Source organism: Streptomyces sp. NBC_01498 (assembly GCF_036327775.1).
Taxonomy (GTDB): Bacteria; Actinomycetota; Actinomycetes; order Streptomycetales; family Streptomycetaceae; genus Streptomyces.
Genome location: NZ_CP109598.1, coordinates 5,004,967 through 5,021,762 on the forward strand (window position 1 = coordinate 5,004,967; position 16,796 = coordinate 5,021,762).

General features: G+C 70.4%; 17 protein-coding genes and 2 tRNA genes. 13 read left to right on the forward strand and 6 right to left on the reverse strand.

Translation table 11 applies throughout. From position 1 onward, the window contains the following. The first annotated feature begins 4 nt into the window (after nt 1-4). From OG875_RS21405 to OG875_RS21425, 5 genes are all read left to right on the forward strand, one after another. Nucleotides 5-535, forward strand: a complete 531-nt coding sequence (locus OG875_RS21405) for a DUF6879 family protein (RefSeq protein WP_330175834.1) — start codon at nt 5-7, stop codon at nt 533-535. After that, the gene (locus tag OG875_RS21410) at nt 532-1,344 is read left to right on the forward strand and encodes a helix-turn-helix domain-containing protein (RefSeq protein WP_330175835.1); all 813 of its coding nucleotides are present in this window, start codon (nt 532-534) and stop codon (nt 1,342-1,344) included. Before OG875_RS21405 ends, OG875_RS21410 begins: the two co-directional genes overlap by 4 nt. Before the next feature lie 154 nt (nt 1,345-1,498). Beyond that, nucleotides 1,499-1,636 carry a hypothetical protein gene (locus tag OG875_RS21415; RefSeq protein WP_330175836.1) on the forward strand — a complete coding sequence of 46 codons (138 nt, stop codon included), beginning with the start codon at nt 1,499-1,501 and terminating at the stop codon, nt 1,634-1,636. Continuing rightward, complete coding sequence (locus OG875_RS21420) at nt 1,633-2,808, forward strand: methyltransferase domain-containing protein (protein WP_330175837.1); 1,176 nt, start codon at nt 1,633-1,635, stop codon at nt 2,806-2,808. The genes OG875_RS21415 and OG875_RS21420 overlap by 4 nt, the downstream gene beginning before the upstream one ends. A 443-nt stretch (nt 2,809-3,251) precedes the next feature. Beyond that, entirely contained in the window at nt 3,252-3,845 is a 594-nt protein-coding gene (locus OG875_RS21425) for a biotin transporter BioY (protein ID WP_330175838.1), read from the forward strand. Nucleotides 3,846-3,878: 33 nt separating this feature from the next. On the opposite strand, the gene OG875_RS21430 is transcribed toward OG875_RS21425, so the two are convergent. Then, complete coding sequence (locus OG875_RS21430; RefSeq protein WP_330175839.1) at nt 3,879-5,228, reverse strand: FAD-binding oxidoreductase; 1,350 nt, start codon at nt 5,226-5,228, stop codon at nt 3,879-3,881. Between the two features lie 166 nt (nt 5,229-5,394). Between OG875_RS21430 and OG875_RS21435 the strand changes: the two genes are divergently transcribed. Together OG875_RS21435 and OG875_RS21440 are read left to right on the forward strand one after the other, a co-directional pair. After that, on the forward strand, nt 5,395-5,883 hold the full coding sequence (locus tag OG875_RS21435) for a ribose-5-phosphate isomerase (protein ID WP_330175840.1): 489 nt from the start codon (nt 5,395-5,397) through the stop codon (nt 5,881-5,883). A 140-nt stretch (nt 5,884-6,023) separates the two neighbouring features. Beyond that, complete coding sequence (locus tag OG875_RS21440) at nt 6,024-6,845, forward strand: Fpg/Nei family DNA glycosylase (RefSeq protein WP_330175841.1); 822 nt, start codon at nt 6,024-6,026, stop codon at nt 6,843-6,845. A 27-nt stretch (nt 6,846-6,872) separates the two neighbouring features. Here the strand turns inward: OG875_RS21440 and OG875_RS21445 are convergent, their stop codons facing one another. Then, nucleotides 6,873-8,135, reverse strand: coding sequence for a GNAT family N-acetyltransferase (locus OG875_RS21445; RefSeq protein WP_330175842.1), 1,263 nt, complete (start codon nt 8,133-8,135; stop codon nt 6,873-6,875). Between the two features lie 107 nt (nt 8,136-8,242). Here OG875_RS21445 and OG875_RS21450 point away from each other — a divergent pair, with 107 nt between their 5' ends. Beyond that, nucleotides 8,243-9,388, forward strand: coding sequence for a PP2C family protein-serine/threonine phosphatase (locus tag OG875_RS21450; protein WP_330175843.1), 1,146 nt, complete (start codon nt 8,243-8,245; stop codon nt 9,386-9,388). A gap of 79 nt (nt 9,389-9,467) precedes the next feature. On the opposite strand, the gene OG875_RS21455 is transcribed toward OG875_RS21450, so the two are convergent. Together OG875_RS21455 and OG875_RS21460 are read right to left on the reverse strand one after the other, a co-directional pair. Beyond that, nucleotides 9,468-9,956 carry a polypeptide N-acetylgalactosaminyltransferase 2 gene (locus OG875_RS21455; protein ID WP_330175844.1) on the reverse strand — a complete coding sequence of 163 codons (489 nt, stop codon included), beginning with the start codon at nt 9,954-9,956 and terminating at the stop codon, nt 9,468-9,470. Nucleotides 9,957-10,140: 184 nt separating this feature from the next. Beyond that, nucleotides 10,141-11,337 (reverse strand): cation:proton antiporter, encoded by a 1,197-nt coding sequence (locus OG875_RS21460; RefSeq protein ID WP_330175845.1) that lies wholly within the window; start codon nt 11,335-11,337, stop codon nt 10,141-10,143. A 217-nt stretch (nt 11,338-11,554) separates the two neighbouring features. Here OG875_RS21460 and OG875_RS21465 point away from each other — a divergent pair, with 217 nt between their 5' ends. Continuing rightward, on the forward strand, nt 11,555-12,001 hold the full coding sequence (locus OG875_RS21465; RefSeq protein WP_330175846.1) for an HD domain-containing protein: 447 nt from the start codon (nt 11,555-11,557) through the stop codon (nt 11,999-12,001). On the opposite strand, the gene OG875_RS21470 is transcribed toward OG875_RS21465, so the two are convergent. Next, nucleotides 11,981-13,186: an acyltransferase family protein gene (locus tag OG875_RS21470; protein ID WP_330175847.1), complete on the reverse strand. Its 1,206-nt coding sequence runs from the start codon at nt 13,184-13,186 to the stop codon at nt 11,981-11,983. The two genes, OG875_RS21465 and OG875_RS21470, sit on opposite strands and share 21 nt — an antisense overlap. Before the next feature lie 450 nt (nt 13,187-13,636). Here OG875_RS21470 and OG875_RS21475 point away from each other — a divergent pair, with 450 nt between their 5' ends. Next, entirely contained in the window at nt 13,637-13,831 is a 195-nt protein-coding gene (locus OG875_RS21475; protein WP_330175848.1) for a hypothetical protein, read from the forward strand. Nucleotides 13,832-13,977: 146 nt separating this feature from the next. Here the strand turns inward: OG875_RS21475 and OG875_RS21480 are convergent. Then, nucleotides 13,978-14,048: transfer RNA gene (locus OG875_RS21480), tRNA-Gly, on the reverse strand. A gap of 147 nt (nt 14,049-14,195) precedes the next feature. Here OG875_RS21480 and OG875_RS21485 point away from each other — a divergent pair. From OG875_RS21485 to OG875_RS21495, 3 genes are all read left to right on the forward strand, one after another. Beyond that, nucleotides 14,196-14,272, forward strand: a tRNA-Pro gene (locus tag OG875_RS21485). 179 nt (nt 14,273-14,451) lie between these two features. Next, nucleotides 14,452-15,903, forward strand: a complete 1,452-nt coding sequence (gene tig, locus OG875_RS21490) for a trigger factor (protein WP_330175849.1) — start codon at nt 14,452-14,454, stop codon at nt 15,901-15,903. 280 nt (nt 15,904-16,183) lie between these two features. Continuing rightward, on the forward strand, nt 16,184-16,789 hold the full coding sequence (locus tag OG875_RS21495) for an ATP-dependent Clp protease proteolytic subunit (RefSeq protein WP_031231653.1): 606 nt from the start codon (nt 16,184-16,186) through the stop codon (nt 16,787-16,789). Nucleotides 16,790-16,796 lie beyond the last annotated feature (7 nt).

Below are 16,796 nucleotides of genomic sequence, written 5' to 3' on the forward strand. Positions count from 1 at the left end.
GCGCGTGACCATCCCTCCGGCTGATTTCGGCAAGCTGTTCGCGGAGTTCCGGCGCGAGGCATTCCGGCTGGAAACTCTGAGTGTCTACACGATGCCGGATGAACAGGAAACCTTCTCTGCCTTCAAGGAAGGAAAGCCTCAGCCGGACAGGCACAAGAATGCGCCATGGGTGGCGACGATTCGCGGGAATGTGGAATCCGGCAAGCGGATGTACCGGGTTCATGTCGTCCGGCGCCCGCTGACCGAATATCTCCGCTACGAGATGAGCTGGGGGTATGTGAGGAATTCGGAGGCCGGTGAAGAGTTCTTCATCCTGGATGTCACCGAACGGATCAACCCCCTCGAAGGAATCCCCGACTTCTGGGCATTCGACGAGTCCGCGGTCGTCACCATGAAATACAGCGACAACGGTGAGTTCCTGGGAGCGCGACAAGAGCCGACTGCCGATGCGGAAAAGTGGTTGGGCATCCGGGATGCCGCGCTTGCCGAGGCGGTTCCGTTCGCCGAGTGGTGGGCGGAGCACGGTAGAGGGTGACCAGCGACATCGGAGCGGTGCTCCGGGAGCTGCGCGAGGCCGGCGGGATGGAGGCCAAGGCGGTTGCCCGGAGCGCTGCCATGTCCGCTTCCAAGCTGAGTCGTATCGAGACAGGCAAGGCGACGCCGGCCGTGCTGGACGTCGAGCGGATTCTCGCGGCTGTTGGTGTTTCCGATGAGGTGCGGGCCGAACTCTTGGCGGTGGCCCGGAAAGCAGCGACAGAGGCTGTTGCGTGGCGGCTCTGTCGCCGTACGGGGTTCGCCCGACATCAGGATGCGATCAAGGCGATAGAGGCCGGTACGGAAACTCAGAGGATTTTCCAACCGTCCTGCGTTCCTGGCCTGGTGCAGACTCCGGAGTACGTACGGGCAGTCCTTGCTCGGAAGAACCTCACGGAGGACATGCTGTCGCGCACCGTGGGGGCGCGGATGGAACGTCAGCGAGTCCTCTTCGAAGCTGAGAAGACCTTCCGCTTTGTTGTCGCGGAATCCGTGCTGCGCTGGCGTCTGGTCTCTTCGCCCGAGATGGCCATGCAGCTTGATCGGCTCATCGCTGTGTCGCGGCTGGCGAACGTATGGATCGGCGTGGTGCCGTTGTCGGCCGACATGGGGGAGGTTCCCACGTCCTCATTCGCGGTCTACGACAGGCGATTGGCCATCGTGGAAGTCCCGCACGCTGAGATAACGACTCGTGAGCCGCGCGATATTGACGTGTACCTGGCCAAATTTGAGCGGTTCGTGGACGTGAGCCTCGCGGGAAACGACATGCGCTCCTTCGTCGCCGGAATCCGGGATGAGTTTTTGCGGTAACGCCCAATTCGCTGGAATTCTGGGGCTGTTGTTCGTAGCGTGGCGGCGCTGGGACAGGTTGCAGGACGGCAAGGGGGACCGTTTCCCCGAACCCGTTCAAGGGATTCACCGACGTGGTGGTCATGGCAACCGCCGACCGATCGAGGAGACAACCGTGAGGGCACACAGCGGCGTCCCGTACGACGCGCCGGACCCCGACGACAGCACGCCCGGCCAGCCCTGGCAGCCCGCGCCGGACTCGCCGAGTCCCGACGGGTCCAGCCCGGAAGGCGACGGGAAGCACCGCAAGTGACCGACGTACTACGGACGGACCGTCCCGGCCGCGACGAGCTGGGGCGGGTTCTCACGGAATCCGGCGTGCTGTCCCCGGACTGGGCGCCGACCTTCGCCGCCGTGGACCGGGCGGAGTTCCTCCCGGACCTGATGTGGCCGTACGACATGGCCTCCCGGGCGACCGTCACCGTCGACAGGCGGGACGACCCGGGCGCCTGGTACGCGGCGGCGGACAGTGATGTCCCCATCGTCACCCAGTGGGACGACGGCGCTCATCCCGGCCCCGGCCCGGGGAAGTTGTCGACCAGTTCCTCGTCCATGCCCTCCACCGTCTACGCCCTGCTCCAGGACCTGGCGGTGGAGGACGGTATGCGCGTACTGGACGTGGGCACGGGCACCGGCGAGACGGCCGGGGCCCTGGCCCACCGCCTGGGCGAGGAGAACGTGACCACGATCGACGTGGACGCGGCCGTGTCCGGGGCGGCCCGCGAACGGCTGCGCCGACGCGGCCCGCACCCGGAGATGGTCGTGGGCGACGGGTTCGACGGTCACCCGGGCAGCGCGCCGTACGACCGGATCGTGGCCAGCGTGGGAGTCCGGCGGATCCCGGATGCCTGGATCGGGCAGACCCGGGCCGGGGCGATCATTCTCGCCCCGTTCGGCACCCCGTACGGCAACGCCGACGCCATGGTCCGGCTGGAGAGACGGGGGGAGACCGCCGCCGGGCGCTTCACCCGGCGGGTGGAGTTCATGAAGCTTCGCGCCCAGCGGGGCCCCGAGGTGGTGGCGGACGACTACCTGTCCCGGGGGCCTGTGAAGGACGCCGACATGTCCCGTACCTCCCTGACGGAGGGGCAGTTCCTGCCCGGACAGTGGTCGGACCTGCCGTTCGTTCTGGGTCTCCGGGTGCCCGCCTGCCGCCAGGCGGTGGCGGACAAGCGCGAGGGCGCGCGGCCCGTGTGGTTCCACAGCCTGTCGGACCTGTCGTGGGCCTGCGTGATGTTCCAGGACGGGGAGGCGGAGGCCCGGGTCTGGCAGTCGGGCCCGCGCCGACTGTGGGACGAGGTGTCCGACGCGTACCGCTGGTGGCGGGACCGGGGGTGCCCGGACGTGACCCGGTTCGGTCTCACGGTCACGCCGCGCGGACACCGGGCGTGGCTGGACGACCCGGAGGAATCCTGGCCGCTCTGACCGTTCGGGACTGCCCGTACGCCCGTCACGCTCCCTGCCACGAGGCGACACGGAGCCGGCTCCACGATGCCGGGCCGGGCACAGCGTCGGGCGTCGGGCCGACGCCGTTGATGTCGCCGCAGGAGTGGGTGGTGGTGGGCGGGGCGACCGGCGCCGACCGTACGGAGCCCCCACCGCGCGTTGGCGGAATCCCACAGTCCGCCGGCCGCCTTCGGGAACACCCCACGACCCCCACCTCCCCGGATTCCGTGACGCGTGTCACGTCCACCGGCCGCATGGAGCGCCCCCGTTGTTGGGTTTCCACCATCAGCCGGGTCGTCCTGTTGTGTCCGGTGGCCCATGTCCGGGGGTGCGCGGGTGGGCTACCGTCAGCCCGTTCCCCACGTGTCCGCCGGCGGGCACCTCCGCCCGGACGCCTTCTCCCTCACCCTCGCGGAGCCCCGATGAGCACTGCCGCCGTCACCACCCGGACCGGAGCGGTCCTCGCCGATCTGCTCCCCGTCGCCCGCCACCGCTACGCCGTTGACACCGCCCTCGTGCTCGGCGGGGCCGCGCTCACCGGCATCGCGGCGCAGATCGCGGTGCCCGTGCCCGGCTCCCCGGTCCCCGTCACCGGCCAGACGTTCGCCGCGCTGCTCGTCGGCACCGCGCTCGGCACCCGGCGCGGCTTTCTCGCCCTCGCCGTCTACACCCTGGTCGGCGTGGCCGGTGTGCCGTGGTTCTCCGCGGGCTCGTCGGGCCCCGGCGGCGCCTCGTTCGGTTACGTACTCGGCATGCTGCTCGCCGCCACGGTCGCCGGCGCGCTCGCCCGGCGCGGCGGCGACCGCTCCGTGGCGCGCACCGCCGGGACGATGGTGGCCGGTTCGCTGATCATCTACGCGGTCGGTGTGCCGTATCTCGCGGTCGCCGCCGATCTGACCCTCGGCCAGGCCGTCGCCGCCGGTCTCACCCCCTTCCTGCTCGGCGACGCCCTCAAGGCCGCGCTCGCGATGGGGCTGCTGCCCGCCTCCTGGAAGCTCGTCGGCCGCCAGGACTGACCTGCTGTCGCCCGCACCCGCACCGCGTCACGCCTACGACGTGGCGGGACGGATGTTGTAGTTGCGGCGGAACAGGTTCGCCGGGTCGTACCGGGCCTTCAGCTCCCCGAGCCGGCGAACCGTCTCCCCGTCGTACAGCCCCTCCGTCCGCGCGCCGTCCCCGAAGACGAAGTTGAGCGAGCGCCCCACGGTCACCGGCGCCAGCCGCCCGAAGAACCGGCCGTACACCTCCCGTACCGCCGCCGGATCCGGACCCGCCAGCGGTGACAGCCCCCGTACCAGGAACGCCGCCTCCCGGTACGGCACCGCGTTGGGCACCTCCGGCTGCCGCGCCAGCGCCCCGCCCAGCGGATTGACCTGCACGATGCACATCGTCGGCGCGTCCGGCCCCGTCATCGCCAGCAGCTCCGTCAGCGTCCCCGCGTCCAGCGCGGAGACCATCGCGCTGTCCCCCCAGTACGGGTGCGGCTGCTCCGGATCGTTGTGGATCGTCGCGGACCTCGTGTACGGCATCTCCCGCAGCGAGTCCGTGACCGTCGGCCCGATCTCCCGCAGCGGCGCCACCAGCCGCTCGCCCTCCGCCGCGTCACCCGTGAACACGATCCGCACCGAGAGCGTGTACCGGCCCCGCAGGAACTGCGGCACCTGGTCCATGTTCGGGTGGACCATCACGGCGAGCGCCGACGTCAGCGTCTCGGGCACCGTCGCCAGCCAGTCCAGATACCCGACCACGACCTCCTCGCGCAGCCGACCGTCGAAGCTCAGCGCCCCGCCGTACAGCCGTTCCACCGGCATCAGACCCGTCTCCAGACCGGTCACCACACCGAAGTTGTGCCCGCCGCCCAGCAGCGCCCAGAACAGGTCCGGGTCGCTCGACGGCGTCACCCGCCGCAGCCGGCCGTCGGCCGTCACCACCTCCAGACTCCGCACATGGTCCGCCGCGTACCCGAACTCCCGCCCCAGCAGCCCCAGTCCACCGCCCAGGGTGTACGACACGGCCCCCACTCCCGGCGCCGAACCGTTCAACGGGGCCAGCCCGTACGGCCCCGCCGCCGCGACCACCTGCCGCCAGCGCACCCCCGCCTCGATCCGGGCCGTACGCGCGACGGGATCGATCCGCACCCCGTCCATCCGTTTCGTGCTGATCAGCAGACCGCCCTCGGCCGCCGCCGCCACCCCGTGACCGGTGGCCCGGACGCCCACCGGCAGACCGTGCGCGGCGGCGTGGGCGACGGCCGCCCGCACGTCGTCGGTGCCGGTCGCCCCGACGACCACCTCCGGACGCGACGGGAAACCGAGCTGAAAACCCTCAAGTTCGGGGTCGTAACCGGGATCGCCGGCCCGGAAGACCCGCGGGAGCGCCGCGAGTGAGTTGTCGGACATGGGAACTCTCCCTCCAGTGAAGCCTGGTGCCGTACGCGCGCGCCGCCGGGCGCGCCCGGAGACAGGCGGCCGGGGAACCGGCCCCCGACATCCGTCGCCGTTCATGCGTACGGCACCGGCCACCCCGGAGCGCCCCGCACCGCGCCCGACGTGCCACACTTCGCCCATGCGCGTGTATCTCGGCTCCGACCATGCCGGCTTCGAACTCAAGAACCACCTCGTCGAATGGCTCACGGCCCACGGCCACGAGCCCGTCGACTGCGGCCCCCACATCTACGACGCCCAGGACGACTACCCGCCCTTCTGCCTGCGCGCCGCGGAGCGCACGGCGGCGGACCCGGACGCCCTCGGCATCGTGATCGGCGGCTCGGGCAACGGCGAGCAGATGGCGGCGAACAAGGTGAAGGGCGTCCGCGCGGCGCTCGTCTGGAACGAGCAGACCGCCGCCCTCAGCCGCGAGCACAACGACGCGAACGTCCTCTCCGTCGGCGGCCGGATGCACACCCGGGACGAGTCGACGAAGTTCGTGGAGATCTTCCTCGCCACCCCGTACACGGGCGAGGAGCGGCACGCCCGCCGCATCGAGATGCTGGCGCGGTACGAGTCGACGGGCGAGGTGCCCCCGATCCCGGCACACCACCCCCGGCAGGACTGAGAAACCGACGGCGGACCGCGCCGCCGGGCCCACCCGCCCGGCGGCGCGGCCATGCCGTCGCGCCCACCCCCACCCCCCACGTGACACGACACAGCACCACCCAGCACGACGCTTCACGCGGTACGCACCAAGGAGACCCCGTGCCCGAAGGGCATACGATCCACCGCCTCGCCCAGGACCTGACCCACCGCTTCCACGACCGCCCGGTCCGCGTCACCAGCCCGCAGGGCCGGTTCGCCGACAGCGCCGCACTCCTCGACGGACGGGTGGCGGACGGCGCGAGCGCCCACGGGAAGCATCTCTTCGCCGGCTTCGGCGGCAGCGGCTGGATCCATGTCCATCTCGGCCTCTTCGGCAAGGTCGCCCTCGGCGACACCCCCGCCCCGCCGCCCACCGACACCGTCCGGATGCGGCTGCTGAACGACACGTCCTACCTGGACCTGCGCGGTCCCACCGCCTGCGCCCTGATCACCGAACCCGAGAAGCAGGCGATACACGACCGGCTCGGCCCCGACCCGCTGCGCCCGCCCGACGCCCCCGGCAACGACCCGGACCGCGCGTGGACGCGGATCTCCCGCTCCCGCACCACGGTCGCCGCCCTGCTCATGGACCAGAAGGTCGTCGCGGGCGTCGGCAACGTCTACCGGGCCGAGGTCCTCTTCCGGCACGGCATCGACCCGTACCGCGCGGGCCGCGACCTCACCCGCGCCGAGTGGGACGCCCTGTGGGCCGACCTCGTGGCGCTGATGCGCGAGGGCGTCCGGCACAACCGCATCGACACCGTACGGCCCGAGCACCTGCCCGAGGCGATGGGCCGCCCGCCGCGCGTGGACGACCACGGCGGCGAGGTGTACGTCTACCGCCGCGCGGCGATGCCCTGCCATCTGTGCGGCGACGAGATCCGTACGGCTCCCCTCGTGGCCCGGAACCTCTTCTGGTGCCCCGGCTGCCAGAAGGCGTAGACCCGCCGACGACGTGGGAGATCCCGCTCAGAACCCGTGCGGCAGCCACGGCGCGACCGGCGACCCGAACGCGACCGACGCCTCCGTCAGCGCGCCCGGCCGCGACTCCCGCACCCGCCCCGCCCCCGCCAGCGCCGCCGCCGAGGTGTCGCCCAGATACATCGAACCCAACTCCCGTACGGAGAGCGACAGATCCGCCGTGTCCGCCGTCCGCTCGCAGGACGCGCCCTTCTCGTCCCCGGTCAGCCGCCAGCGTCCCTCGTTCCAGGGACAGAAGGCGTCCTCGACCTCCAGCACCATGTCCACCGGGGTCTGGTACGTGCGCGCCGCGAGCGCCGCGCCCACCTCCACCAGACGTACGTACAGCGAGTCCCGCACCCGGAGGTTGGAGCGCCGGACGTCGGAGACGAAGAACTGGAACGGATCGTCCACGGGCAGGTTCGACACGCTCACCGTCGACGTCAGGTCGATGTCGCCGAGGAAGCGCCACAGCGTGGCGTACGCCACCGGGTCCACGGCCAGGACCTTGTTGACGACGACCGTGCCCTTCGGGCCCGCCTCGTCCCAGGTGGGTTTGACGCGGAAGAGCGCGTAGCCCACCGTCTCGGCGCCCTCCCCCTCGCCGCGCCGCGCGAGGACGCACTGGAACGCCGAGGCCCCGTCGCGTGCCTCCGGCGGGTCGACCAGCAGTTTGTTCTCCCAGCCCGGCCGGCGCTCCAGCATGCCGGGGCGGGACGGGACCAGACGCGCGTACACCGACTCGATCGACGCGCGCGCGTCGTCCAGCGCGGCGTACCGCAGCCGGATCCCGTCCGGGCCCTCCGTACCGTCCGTGTTGGCCGGGACCCGGAACGAGACCCGCGAGGTGTCGATCTCGGCGCTCAACTGCCGTGTCGCGGCGCCGTATCCGAACCGGCCGTAGATGTCCGGCTCCGACGCGGTCAGCAGCGCGACCGGCTCGCCCCAGGAGCGGACGTCGTCCAACTGCCGCCGCATCATGGAGGTCAGGATGCCGCGCCGCCGGTGGGTCGCGGCGACGCTCACCATCGTCACACCCGCGGCGGGCACCCGGGCACCGCCCGGCACCGTGAGCCCGAAGGAGAACGCGCTCGCCGTGCCCACGCACGCGTCGCCCTCCCAGACCCCGACGGAGCGCTCGTACTCCGTGACGGCGCGCGACGACTCGCGCTCCTCCGACGAGTTGGCGACCGCCCCGCCGAACGCCCGTTCCAGCGTGGCGAACCAGCGGTCCCAGTCGGGGGCTTCGAGTACCCGAGTGTCTGTGGTCATATGCCATCAGTACCAGGACGTGGGCGTTCGGGGCGACCCGATATCGAACGCAATGTCACAGGGTCCCCCTGCACGGAGGGCCCGTCGATGGATAAGGTCAAAAGACAATGACCGGTGGCGCGAAAGCGGATTCGTACACGGCCCGGATGCGCAAGTCGCTGCACCGGGCCCGCAACGGCGTGCGCAAGTCCGGGGTCGACTACTTCCGGGGAGACGGCTCCGACTGGATCGCCCTCGCCGGACTGCTGATGACCGTCCCGGGCATCGCCGTCGCGACCATGGCCATCCCCGTCTGGTTCGCGCCGTCGGCGCTGGTCCTGCCCATCGTGGCCGGGGGCCTGCTGCTGCGGCCCGCGAGCCTGCTCATCCTGTACGCCGCCGCGGCCACCGCGCTGATCGTCGAGTCGCTGGTCCTCGGACCGTACGACCAGGGGCCCGCCACGGTGACACCCGGCACCGTTCTCGTGGTGGCCGCCTGCGGGCTGTTCGGGCTGCTGATAGCGCAGTTCAGGGCCCGGGTCGGGGTGCCGTGGCGGGGCGGCGGCACGATGCTCTTCGACCTCCGCGAACGCATCAGGGTCCAGAGCGCCCTGCCGCCCCTGCCGAAGGGCTGGCACCGCGAGATGTCGCTGAGGCCCGCCGGCGGGCAGTCCTTCTCCGGTGACTTCGTCGTCGCGGCCCGCACCAACGGGGGCCGCACGCTGGAGGTCGTCCTCACCGACGTCTCGGGCAAGGGCATGGACGCGGGCTCCCGCGCGCTGCTGCTCTCCGGCGCGTTCGGCGGACTGCTCGGGTCGCTCCCGCCGCACGGCTTCCTGCCCGCAGCCAACGGCTATCTGCTCCGCCAGGACTGGGACGAGGGCTTCGCGACCTCGATCCATCTTGTCCTGGATCTCGAATCGGGCGAGTACGAACTGCTGTCGGCCGGCCATCTGCCCGCGCTCCAGCTCCACGCGGGCAGCGGGCGCTGGGAGGAGATGGCGGCCGAGGGCCCGCTCCTCGGGGTCTACGACGGCGCGGAGTTCGACCCGGTGAAGGGGTCGCTGCTGCCGGGCGACGTCCTGATGCTGTTCACGGACGGTCTGGTCGAGGCGTCGGGCCGGGACCTCAGCGAGGGCATCGACCGACTCTCCGGCGAGGCCGACCGCTATGTCGCGGCGGGCTTCGAGGGCGCCGCGTGGCACCTGATCGAGGCGGTCGCGAAGCACGTGAACGACGACCGGGCGCTGCTGCTCATCTGCCGCGAGGCGTAGGGCGTCGGCGGCCGGGGGCGGGCGCCGACGGGCGCGACGGCGCCCGCCGGCGGACGTGCGGGAAGCCGATGGGGCGGGATCAGACGAAGGTCAGGCTGATCTGCTCGCCCAGCACGGTCCAGTTCATGGCGGCGTTGGAGGAGTTGCAGCCCTCCACGTTGACGATCCGGGTGCGCGGGTAGTCGCTGCGCAGGCACATGCCGGGGTGCGCGGACTGCGAGATCAAGCCGCCGCCGACGGTCCAGAGCATGGTGCCGTTGGAGGAGTCGCAGCCCTCCACGTTGATGATGCGGGTGCGCGGGTAGTCGCTGCGCAGGCACATGCCGGGGTGCGCGGACTGCGAGATCAGCCCGCCCCCGACGGTCCAGCGCTGGCGCGAGTCCGAGGGGTTGCAGCCCTCCACGTTGATGATGCGGGTGCGCGGATAGTCGCTGCTCAGACACATGACACCGGCGGTCGGGCCTGCGGCGGAGCGGGTGCCGTCGGCCGCGGCGGCGGACGACGGGAGGACGAGGGACGCCAGGGCGAGCAGCGCGGGTAAGAGAAGTCTGAGCGCGGTCTTGGTCATGGGAGAACCCTTCCCGGTCGGTGGACATCCGCCGGCCGGGACGCGTGCGCGGTCCCGGCCGGGGCGTCCGGATGATGGTGGCCCTGGAACAGTCCCCCTCATCGCGAGCCCCTATGCGTCGCACGCGTCACAGGGCACTCCGGCCCGGCGGTGACCCGCGCGACCGCCGGGCCGGTCCCGCCCGTCAGGCGTTCGACACCTCGGCCGGCACGGGTTCACTGCCGGCCGGCGGAGTCCCGCCGCGACGGCCGCCCGGCAGAATCCGGGCCAGCCAGGACGACTTGGCCGCCGCCAGCGGCCCGAGGACGGCGAGGATCAGGACGTATCCGGCGATGAACGGCGCCAGCCGCTCGTCCAGTGCCGCGCCCGCCGCCATCGTCGCGAGGATCAGGGCGAATTCGCCCCGGGCGACCAGCGTCGTCGCGATGTTCGCGGCGGGACCCGGCCCGAAGCGGTAGACCCGCGCGGCCACCAGCCCCGCGACCACGTTCATCGTCAGGGTCACCGTGACCGCCGCCAGCACCGGCCAGAGCACCGTGGGCAGATCGCCCGGGTTGATGGAGAGACCGAAGGCGAAGAAGAAGATGGCGCCGAACGCGTCCCGCAGCGGATGGACGAGCGTGCGGATGCGGTCGCCGGAGGTCGTACCGCCCAGCATCAGACCGACCATGAACGCGCCGATCGCGTCCGCGACACCGAACCACTCGGCGACCCCGGCCATGAACACCGCCGCGCCCAGGAAGGAGATGACGAGCAGCTCGTCGTCCTTCGTGCCGATGAGGCGCCCGACGGTCTTCGTGCCGAAACGCGCGGCGAGGGCCAGCAGCAGCAGGAAGCCGAACGCCTTCCCGCCGTCGGCCAGCGCCGCGGCGAGACTGTCGGCGCCGGAGAGGATCGGCTGGAGCGCGGCCAGATAGAGCGCCAGGAAGATGTCCTCGACCACGATGATCCCGAGCACCGGCCGGGTCTCGGGATTCCCGATCCGGCCCAGGTCCACCAGGATCTTGGTGACGATCGCGGACGAGGAGATGCCGAGCACCCCGGCGAGGACCAGCGCCTCGGAGGTGCCCCAGCCCAGCGCGAAGCCGAAGCCGAGCCCGGCGCCCACGTTCAGCGCGAGGTAGGCGCCGCCGGCGACGGCCATCTTCCGGCCGCCCGCCTTCAGATCGTCCAGATGGAATTCGAGACCGAGGTAGAAGAGCAGCAGGACGAGGCCCAGGGCCGACAGCATCTCCAGATCGTGCGGATCGGAGAGGAGCACGATGCCGGGGGTGTGCGGGCCGAGCAGGATGCCGGCCAGGATGAACAGGGGGATCGTCGGCAGCTCGATCCGGCTGCCGAGGCGGGCGAGGAAAGCGGCGGCGAGAAAGGCGCCGCCCATGGCGATGAGTGTGTCGGCGTGTCCGATGGGACCGGTCCTCCATCAAGTCAAGGGCGCGTCAAGAAACCGTCAGTAATTAGTTTACCAAACGGTTTACTCTGCAACTTCTGGCTTGCGCGGAGAGCCGTTCCCAGGCCTGTTCCGAGGGCCGTTCGGGGAGTCGTTCGCGGGACCGTCGGGGAGCATGGCGACGACACCCGCCGAGGGAAGGAAGCCCATGACCCGTCTCAGCCTGGCCGACGTCGAGTCGATCGCCCGCGAGGCGCACGAAGGCCGGACCGACAAGGCGGGCCGCCCGTACGCCGAACACCTCCGGGCGGTCGCCGACGGGGTGCGGGAGCGTGGCGGCTCGGACGAGCAGATCGCGGCGGCGTGGCTGCACGACTCCGTCGAGGACGGCGCGCTCTCCCGTGGCTGGCTGGACGCCGCCGAACTGCCGCCCACCGTCAAGGACATGGTGCTGGCGGTGACCAAGGTGCCGGGCGAGTCCACCGTCGCGTACACCCGCCGCATCCTGGCCACGCCGGGCGCGCTGCTCGTCAAGGAGGCGGACCTGGCCCACAACGCGGATCCGGGCCGCCTCGCCGTACTGGACGAGGCGACCCGGACCAGGCTCACCGGGAAATACGCGGAGGTACGGCGGCTACTCGGTCTTTCCCGCTGACCGCCGGGCCCCCGCGCGGGAGCCGGGCTCCCGGCGGAACGCCCACGCCATCTCCGGCTCCGTCGCGAAGCGGAGGACCCGGCGTACGGGCGGGGTGCACAGCAGCGTCATCGCGACGCCCGCGAGGAGGGTGAGGAAGACCTTGCCGGCCGGTTCGTCCAGCCAGGCGTTCGTGTCGAAGATCCCGCTGTAGACGGCGCCCTTGACCAGGAAGCCGTGCAGCAGATAGCCGCAGATCGTGCCCGCGCCCAGCACCGTGAACCACATCCTGCGGCGCGGCACCCACGCCAGGAACGCGGCCGTCAGCACCACCGAGCAGCCGAACAGCGCGAAGGTCATGACGACGCCGACCCACCACGGAGCGCCCTGGTCCTGCGCCGCGCTGTTGTGGTAGAACCACGCGTTCTGCATCCGGGCGGCGGCCCAGTACGCGAAGGCGAGCGCGCCCGCGAAGACCGGCAGGGCCAGCAGGCGGACCTCACGCCGGCGCACCAGCTGGAAGTGCTCGGGCTTGAGGAGCAGTCCGAGCACGAAGAGCGGCAGGAACTGGAGCATCCGCTGGAGGTTGAGGTCCTCGCCGATGTTCGGCGTGAAGGAGGCGAGCGCGGCGATGCCGAGGGCGACCGGCAGGGGATGGCGCAGCGACAGCCAGATCGGGGTGGTCAGCCGCCAGACGAACAACGCGGCGAGGAACCAGGTGAGATACCAGGGGTCGAGCAGACTGATCGGATGGGACGGGTCGTTGGTGGCCCGCTTGAACAGCGAGTACGCCACCTCGAAGACGATGTACGGGACGGCTATCCCGGTCAGCAGCCGTCTGATCTGTTGCGGGCGGCCGGTGTAACTCCGGGAGAAATAGCCGGAGATGATGATGAAGGCCGGCATGTGGAACGAGTAGACGACCATGTAGAGCGCCTTGGTCGCCCGGCTGCCCTCCATGACCGGTTCCCAGGCGTGGCCGATGGCCACCAGCACGATGGCCAGGTACTTCGCGTTGTCGAAGAACGCGTCCCGCTTCGTGGAGGCGCCGGTCGTGGGGGGTGCCGGCCTGGTGGAGTCCTGCGGAGTCGATACGGGGATTTCGGCCACCATGGCCGATGCGGTCGATGCCGTGTGGGGGACGGGGTCCGACTCCCGCGTGTGGGGGAGCGGGGCCCTCTCATATCCATGGGGAGCAGGGGACATCTGATTGAGCTTAGCGTCGCCGGATGTGCTGAGTAAAACCTCCCGGAAAACTGGGGTGTTCGACACGGAAAGAGTCTCCCACCGGTAGATATGCCCCCGTTAATCCCTCTTAAATGGTGCATATCATCAGGGTCTGCCGTCCGGGGTGACGCCGTGTGAATTCCGGCGGTGAACTCTTCGGACCGCGCGGTGAATCGGCTGTGTGAGAAGTGTGCGGACAACCGAATGATCAGGCCGAATTCCCGTCGGTGAATACCGTTCCGGGTGGGTCGCGCCGGTCGTGCGCCCCCGGCGCCGCGCCGGGGCGATTGGCGTGATCCCTACGTCGATGATTCGTCACGGACCCCCACCGGGGCGGAGGTTGGTGGCACCATGGGAGGGCGCGGGGACGATCGAGGCCGTGACCTCCCGCGGCCGGGCAGGACCGACCGACCGAGGGTGTGATCAGTTGTGGCCATTTCACTGTCTGTGGTGGTGCTGTTGGCGGTCGTCCTCGTGGTGCTGATCCGAGGCGGCTCACTCAAGGGCGGGCCGGCGGTGGTCGCGATCCTCTTCGGCTTCTTCCTCGCGTCCACGGACATCGCCCCGTCCGTCAACCGCTTCATGAACTCGCTGGCGGAGATGGTCAACCAGATCGACTTCTAGCGCCCGGAGCCGGAGCCCGGAGCCGGAGCCCGCAGTCCCCAGTCCGAGGCCCGGACGCGGAACGGTCCGGGACACGGGCGCGGACCGACTCAGGGCCGGACCGGGAATCTCCACCGGTCCGGCCCTGAGTCGTACAGGTCCTACAGAGCGGGCGACGGGAATCGAACCCGCGTAGCTAGTTTGGAAGACTAGGGCTCTACCATTGAGCTACGCCCGCATGCGCCGCAGGTCGCCTGGACCGCGACGGCAGGACACATCCTAGCGGGTCGCGGCCGTCCGCCGCACATCACCTCCGGGCCACCGACCCACCTGTGAAAAGGTCCGTCGCCGCGCCCGCGGGCATGTACCCTACGTGTCGCACCGACGGGGTGTGGCGCAGCTTGGTAGCGCGTCCGCTTTGGGAGCGGAAGGTCGTCGGTTCGAATCCGGCCACCCCGACCATTCGCAGGCCTCTGCCTGTTCCTGATCGCGTTGTGGGCCCCCTCTTGCTTGCGGCTACTATGCAAGCTGCGTGCCCGTGTGTCTGAAGAGACGGTGAAGACCGGGCCGAATCCGCTGGTCCGCCGGAGTCCCGGCGTGACCGGCAGAACCCCAGAATCAGCCACCAAGGAGACCGAACCGTGAAGAGCGCCGTGGAGACCCTGAACCCGACCCGGGTTCGGCTCACTGTCGAGGTGCCCTTCGAGGAGCTCAAGGACAGCCTCGACGCGGCGTACAAGAAGATCAACGAGCAGGTCACGGTGAAGGGCTTCCGCAAGGGCAAGATCCCCGCCCGCGTCATCGACCAGCGGTTCGGCCGTGGAGCGGTGCTGGAGGAGGCCGTCAACGACGCGCTCCCCAGGTTCTACACGGAGGCCGTCAACGAGGGTGAGCTCAATGTCCTCGGGCAGCCCGAGGTCGACATCAAGGAGCTGAAGGACGGCGAACTGCTGTCCTTCACCGCCGAGGTGGACATCCGCCCGGTCATCGAGATCCCGGACTACTCCGGCATCGAGGTCACCGTCGACGCGGTCGACGTGTCCGACGAGGACATCGACAAGGCCGTCGAGGACCTCCGTGAGCGCTTCGCCTCGACCACGCCCGTGGAGCGCGCCGCCGCCGACGGCGACGTCGTGACGATCGACCTGGAGGCCAAGGTCGACGGCGAGGTCCTGCCCGACGGCGTCGCGAGCGACGTGCAGTACACCATCGGTTCCGGCGAGCTGCTCGACGGCATCGACGAGGCCGTGACCGGCCTGGAGGCCGGCGGCGAGGCCACCTTCACCTCGCAGCTCAAGGGCGGCGCGGCCGAGGGCAAGGACGCCGAGGTCACCGTCAAGGTCACCCAGGTCGCCGCGCGCGAGCTGCCCGGCCTGGACGACGAGTTCGCGCAGATGGCGAGCGAGTTCGACACCCTGGAGGAGCTGCGCGCGGACAGCCGCAAGCGCCTCGGCGACCGCAAGCAGTACGACCAGGCCACCCAGGCCCAGGAGCGGGTCCTCGACGCGCTGCTGGAGCTGGCGGAGGTCCCGATCCCCGAGAAGCTCCTCGAGGACGAGATCCGTACCCGCAAGCACAACCTGGAGCACCACCAGCTCGGTCAGATGGGCCTCGACCTTCCGAAGTACCTGGAGATCCAGGGCAAGACCGAGGAAGAGTTCGACCAGGAGACCAAGGACCAGGCGGTCAAGGGCATCAAGACCCAGTTCATCCTGGACGAGCTGGTCAACAAGGAGAAGCTGAACGTCAGCCAGGAGGAGCTCACCGAGCACCTCATGCGCCGCGCGCAGTCCTCCGGCATGTCGCCCGACCAGTTCGCGCAGGCCGTCGTCGAGGGCAACCAGGTCCCGATGCTCGTCGGCGAGGTCGCCCGCGGCAAGGCACTGGCCGTGGTGGTCGAGTCCGCGAAGGTCACGGACACCAACGGTGAGGTCGTCGACCTGAGCGACGACGAGGACGAGACGGACGGCGTCGACGCCGAGGCCGTCGAGACCGCCGCCGAGCCGTCCGGGTCAGCCGAGTCCGCCGAGTCCGCCGAGTCCGCCGAGGACACGGACAAGGCCGGCAAGGCCGACGCGAAGAACGAGGGCTGAGCGAGTCCTCGACCGACCGGATCTCCGGGCCCCGGGACGCGACTCGCGCCCTGGGGCCCGCTCCGTTCCGGCCCGGCCCGCGCCCGCACCCCCCGTCCCCTGCGACGACCCAACTACCTTGCGCTGCCAGCGAACAGTCCAGGAAGCGGGATGGCGCCCGCCGACCAGCGCGTTAGGGTCCATGAATACGAGGGCTGGGGTCTCCCCCGTCCCCCGGAACGAAAGACGCTGAGACGGCCGGAGCCGTCAGAGACGAGCAGGTGGATACGTGACGAATCTGATGCCTTACGCCGCCGGTGAGCCGTCCCTCGGTGGTGGCCTCGGCGACCAGGTCTACAGCCGACTGCTCGGTGAGCGGATCATCTTCCTCGGCCAGCAGGTCGACGACGACATCGCCAACAAGATCACCGCGCAGCTCCTTCTCCTCGCGGCCGAGCCCGAGAAGGACATCTACCTCTACATCAACAGCCCCGGTGGTTCCGTCACGGCGGGCATGGCGGTCTACGACACCATGCAGTACATCCCCAACGACGTCGTGACCATCGGAATGGGCATGGCGGCCTCCATGGGCCAGTTCCTGCTGACCGGCGGCACCGCCGGCAAGCGCTTCGCGCTGCCCAACACCGACATCCTCATGCACCAGGGCTCCGCGGGCCTCGGCGGCACCGCCTCCGACATCAAGATCCAGGCCGAGCAGCTGCTCCGTACGAAGAAGCGCATGGCCGAGATCACCGCCCGGCACACGGGCCAGACCGAGGAGACCATCATCCGCGACGGTGACCGCGACCGCTGGTTCACCGCCGAGGAGGCCGTCTCCTACGGCATCATCGACGAGATCATCTCCGCTGCTTCGGGTGTTCCGGGCGGCGGCGGCACCGGCGCCTGAGGGCCTT

Excerpts from the sequence above, each read along its gene's own strand:
- OG875_RS21425 (WP_330175838.1), top strand. The coding sequence starts at position 3,252 with ATGAGCACTGCCGCCGTCACCACCCGGACCGGAGCGGTCCTCGCCGAT.
- OG875_RS21430 (WP_330175839.1), bottom strand. The coding sequence starts at position 5,228 with ATGTCCGACAACTCACTCGCGGCGCTCCCGCGGGTCTTCCGGGCCGGC.
- OG875_RS21435 (WP_330175840.1), top strand. The coding sequence starts at position 5,395 with ATGCGCGTGTATCTCGGCTCCGACCATGCCGGCTTCGAACTCAAGAAC.
- OG875_RS21445 (WP_330175842.1), bottom strand. The coding sequence starts at position 8,135 with ATGACCACAGACACTCGGGTACTCGAAGCCCCCGACTGGGACCGCTGG.
- OG875_RS21450 (WP_330175843.1), top strand. The coding sequence starts at position 8,243 with ATGACCGGTGGCGCGAAAGCGGATTCGTACACGGCCCGGATGCGCAAG.
- OG875_RS21455 (WP_330175844.1), bottom strand. The coding sequence starts at position 9,956 with ATGACCAAGACCGCGCTCAGACTTCTCTTACCCGCGCTGCTCGCCCTG.
- OG875_RS21460 (WP_330175845.1), bottom strand. The coding sequence starts at position 11,337 with ATGGGCGGCGCCTTTCTCGCCGCCGCTTTCCTCGCCCGCCTCGGCAGC.
- OG875_RS21465 (WP_330175846.1), top strand. The coding sequence starts at position 11,555 with ATGACCCGTCTCAGCCTGGCCGACGTCGAGTCGATCGCCCGCGAGGCG.
- OG875_RS21470 (WP_330175847.1), bottom strand. The coding sequence starts at position 13,186 with ATGTCCCCTGCTCCCCATGGATATGAGAGGGCCCCGCTCCCCCACACG.
- OG875_RS21495 (WP_031231653.1), top strand. The coding sequence starts at position 16,184 with ATGCCTTACGCCGCCGGTGAGCCGTCCCTCGGTGGTGGCCTCGGCGAC.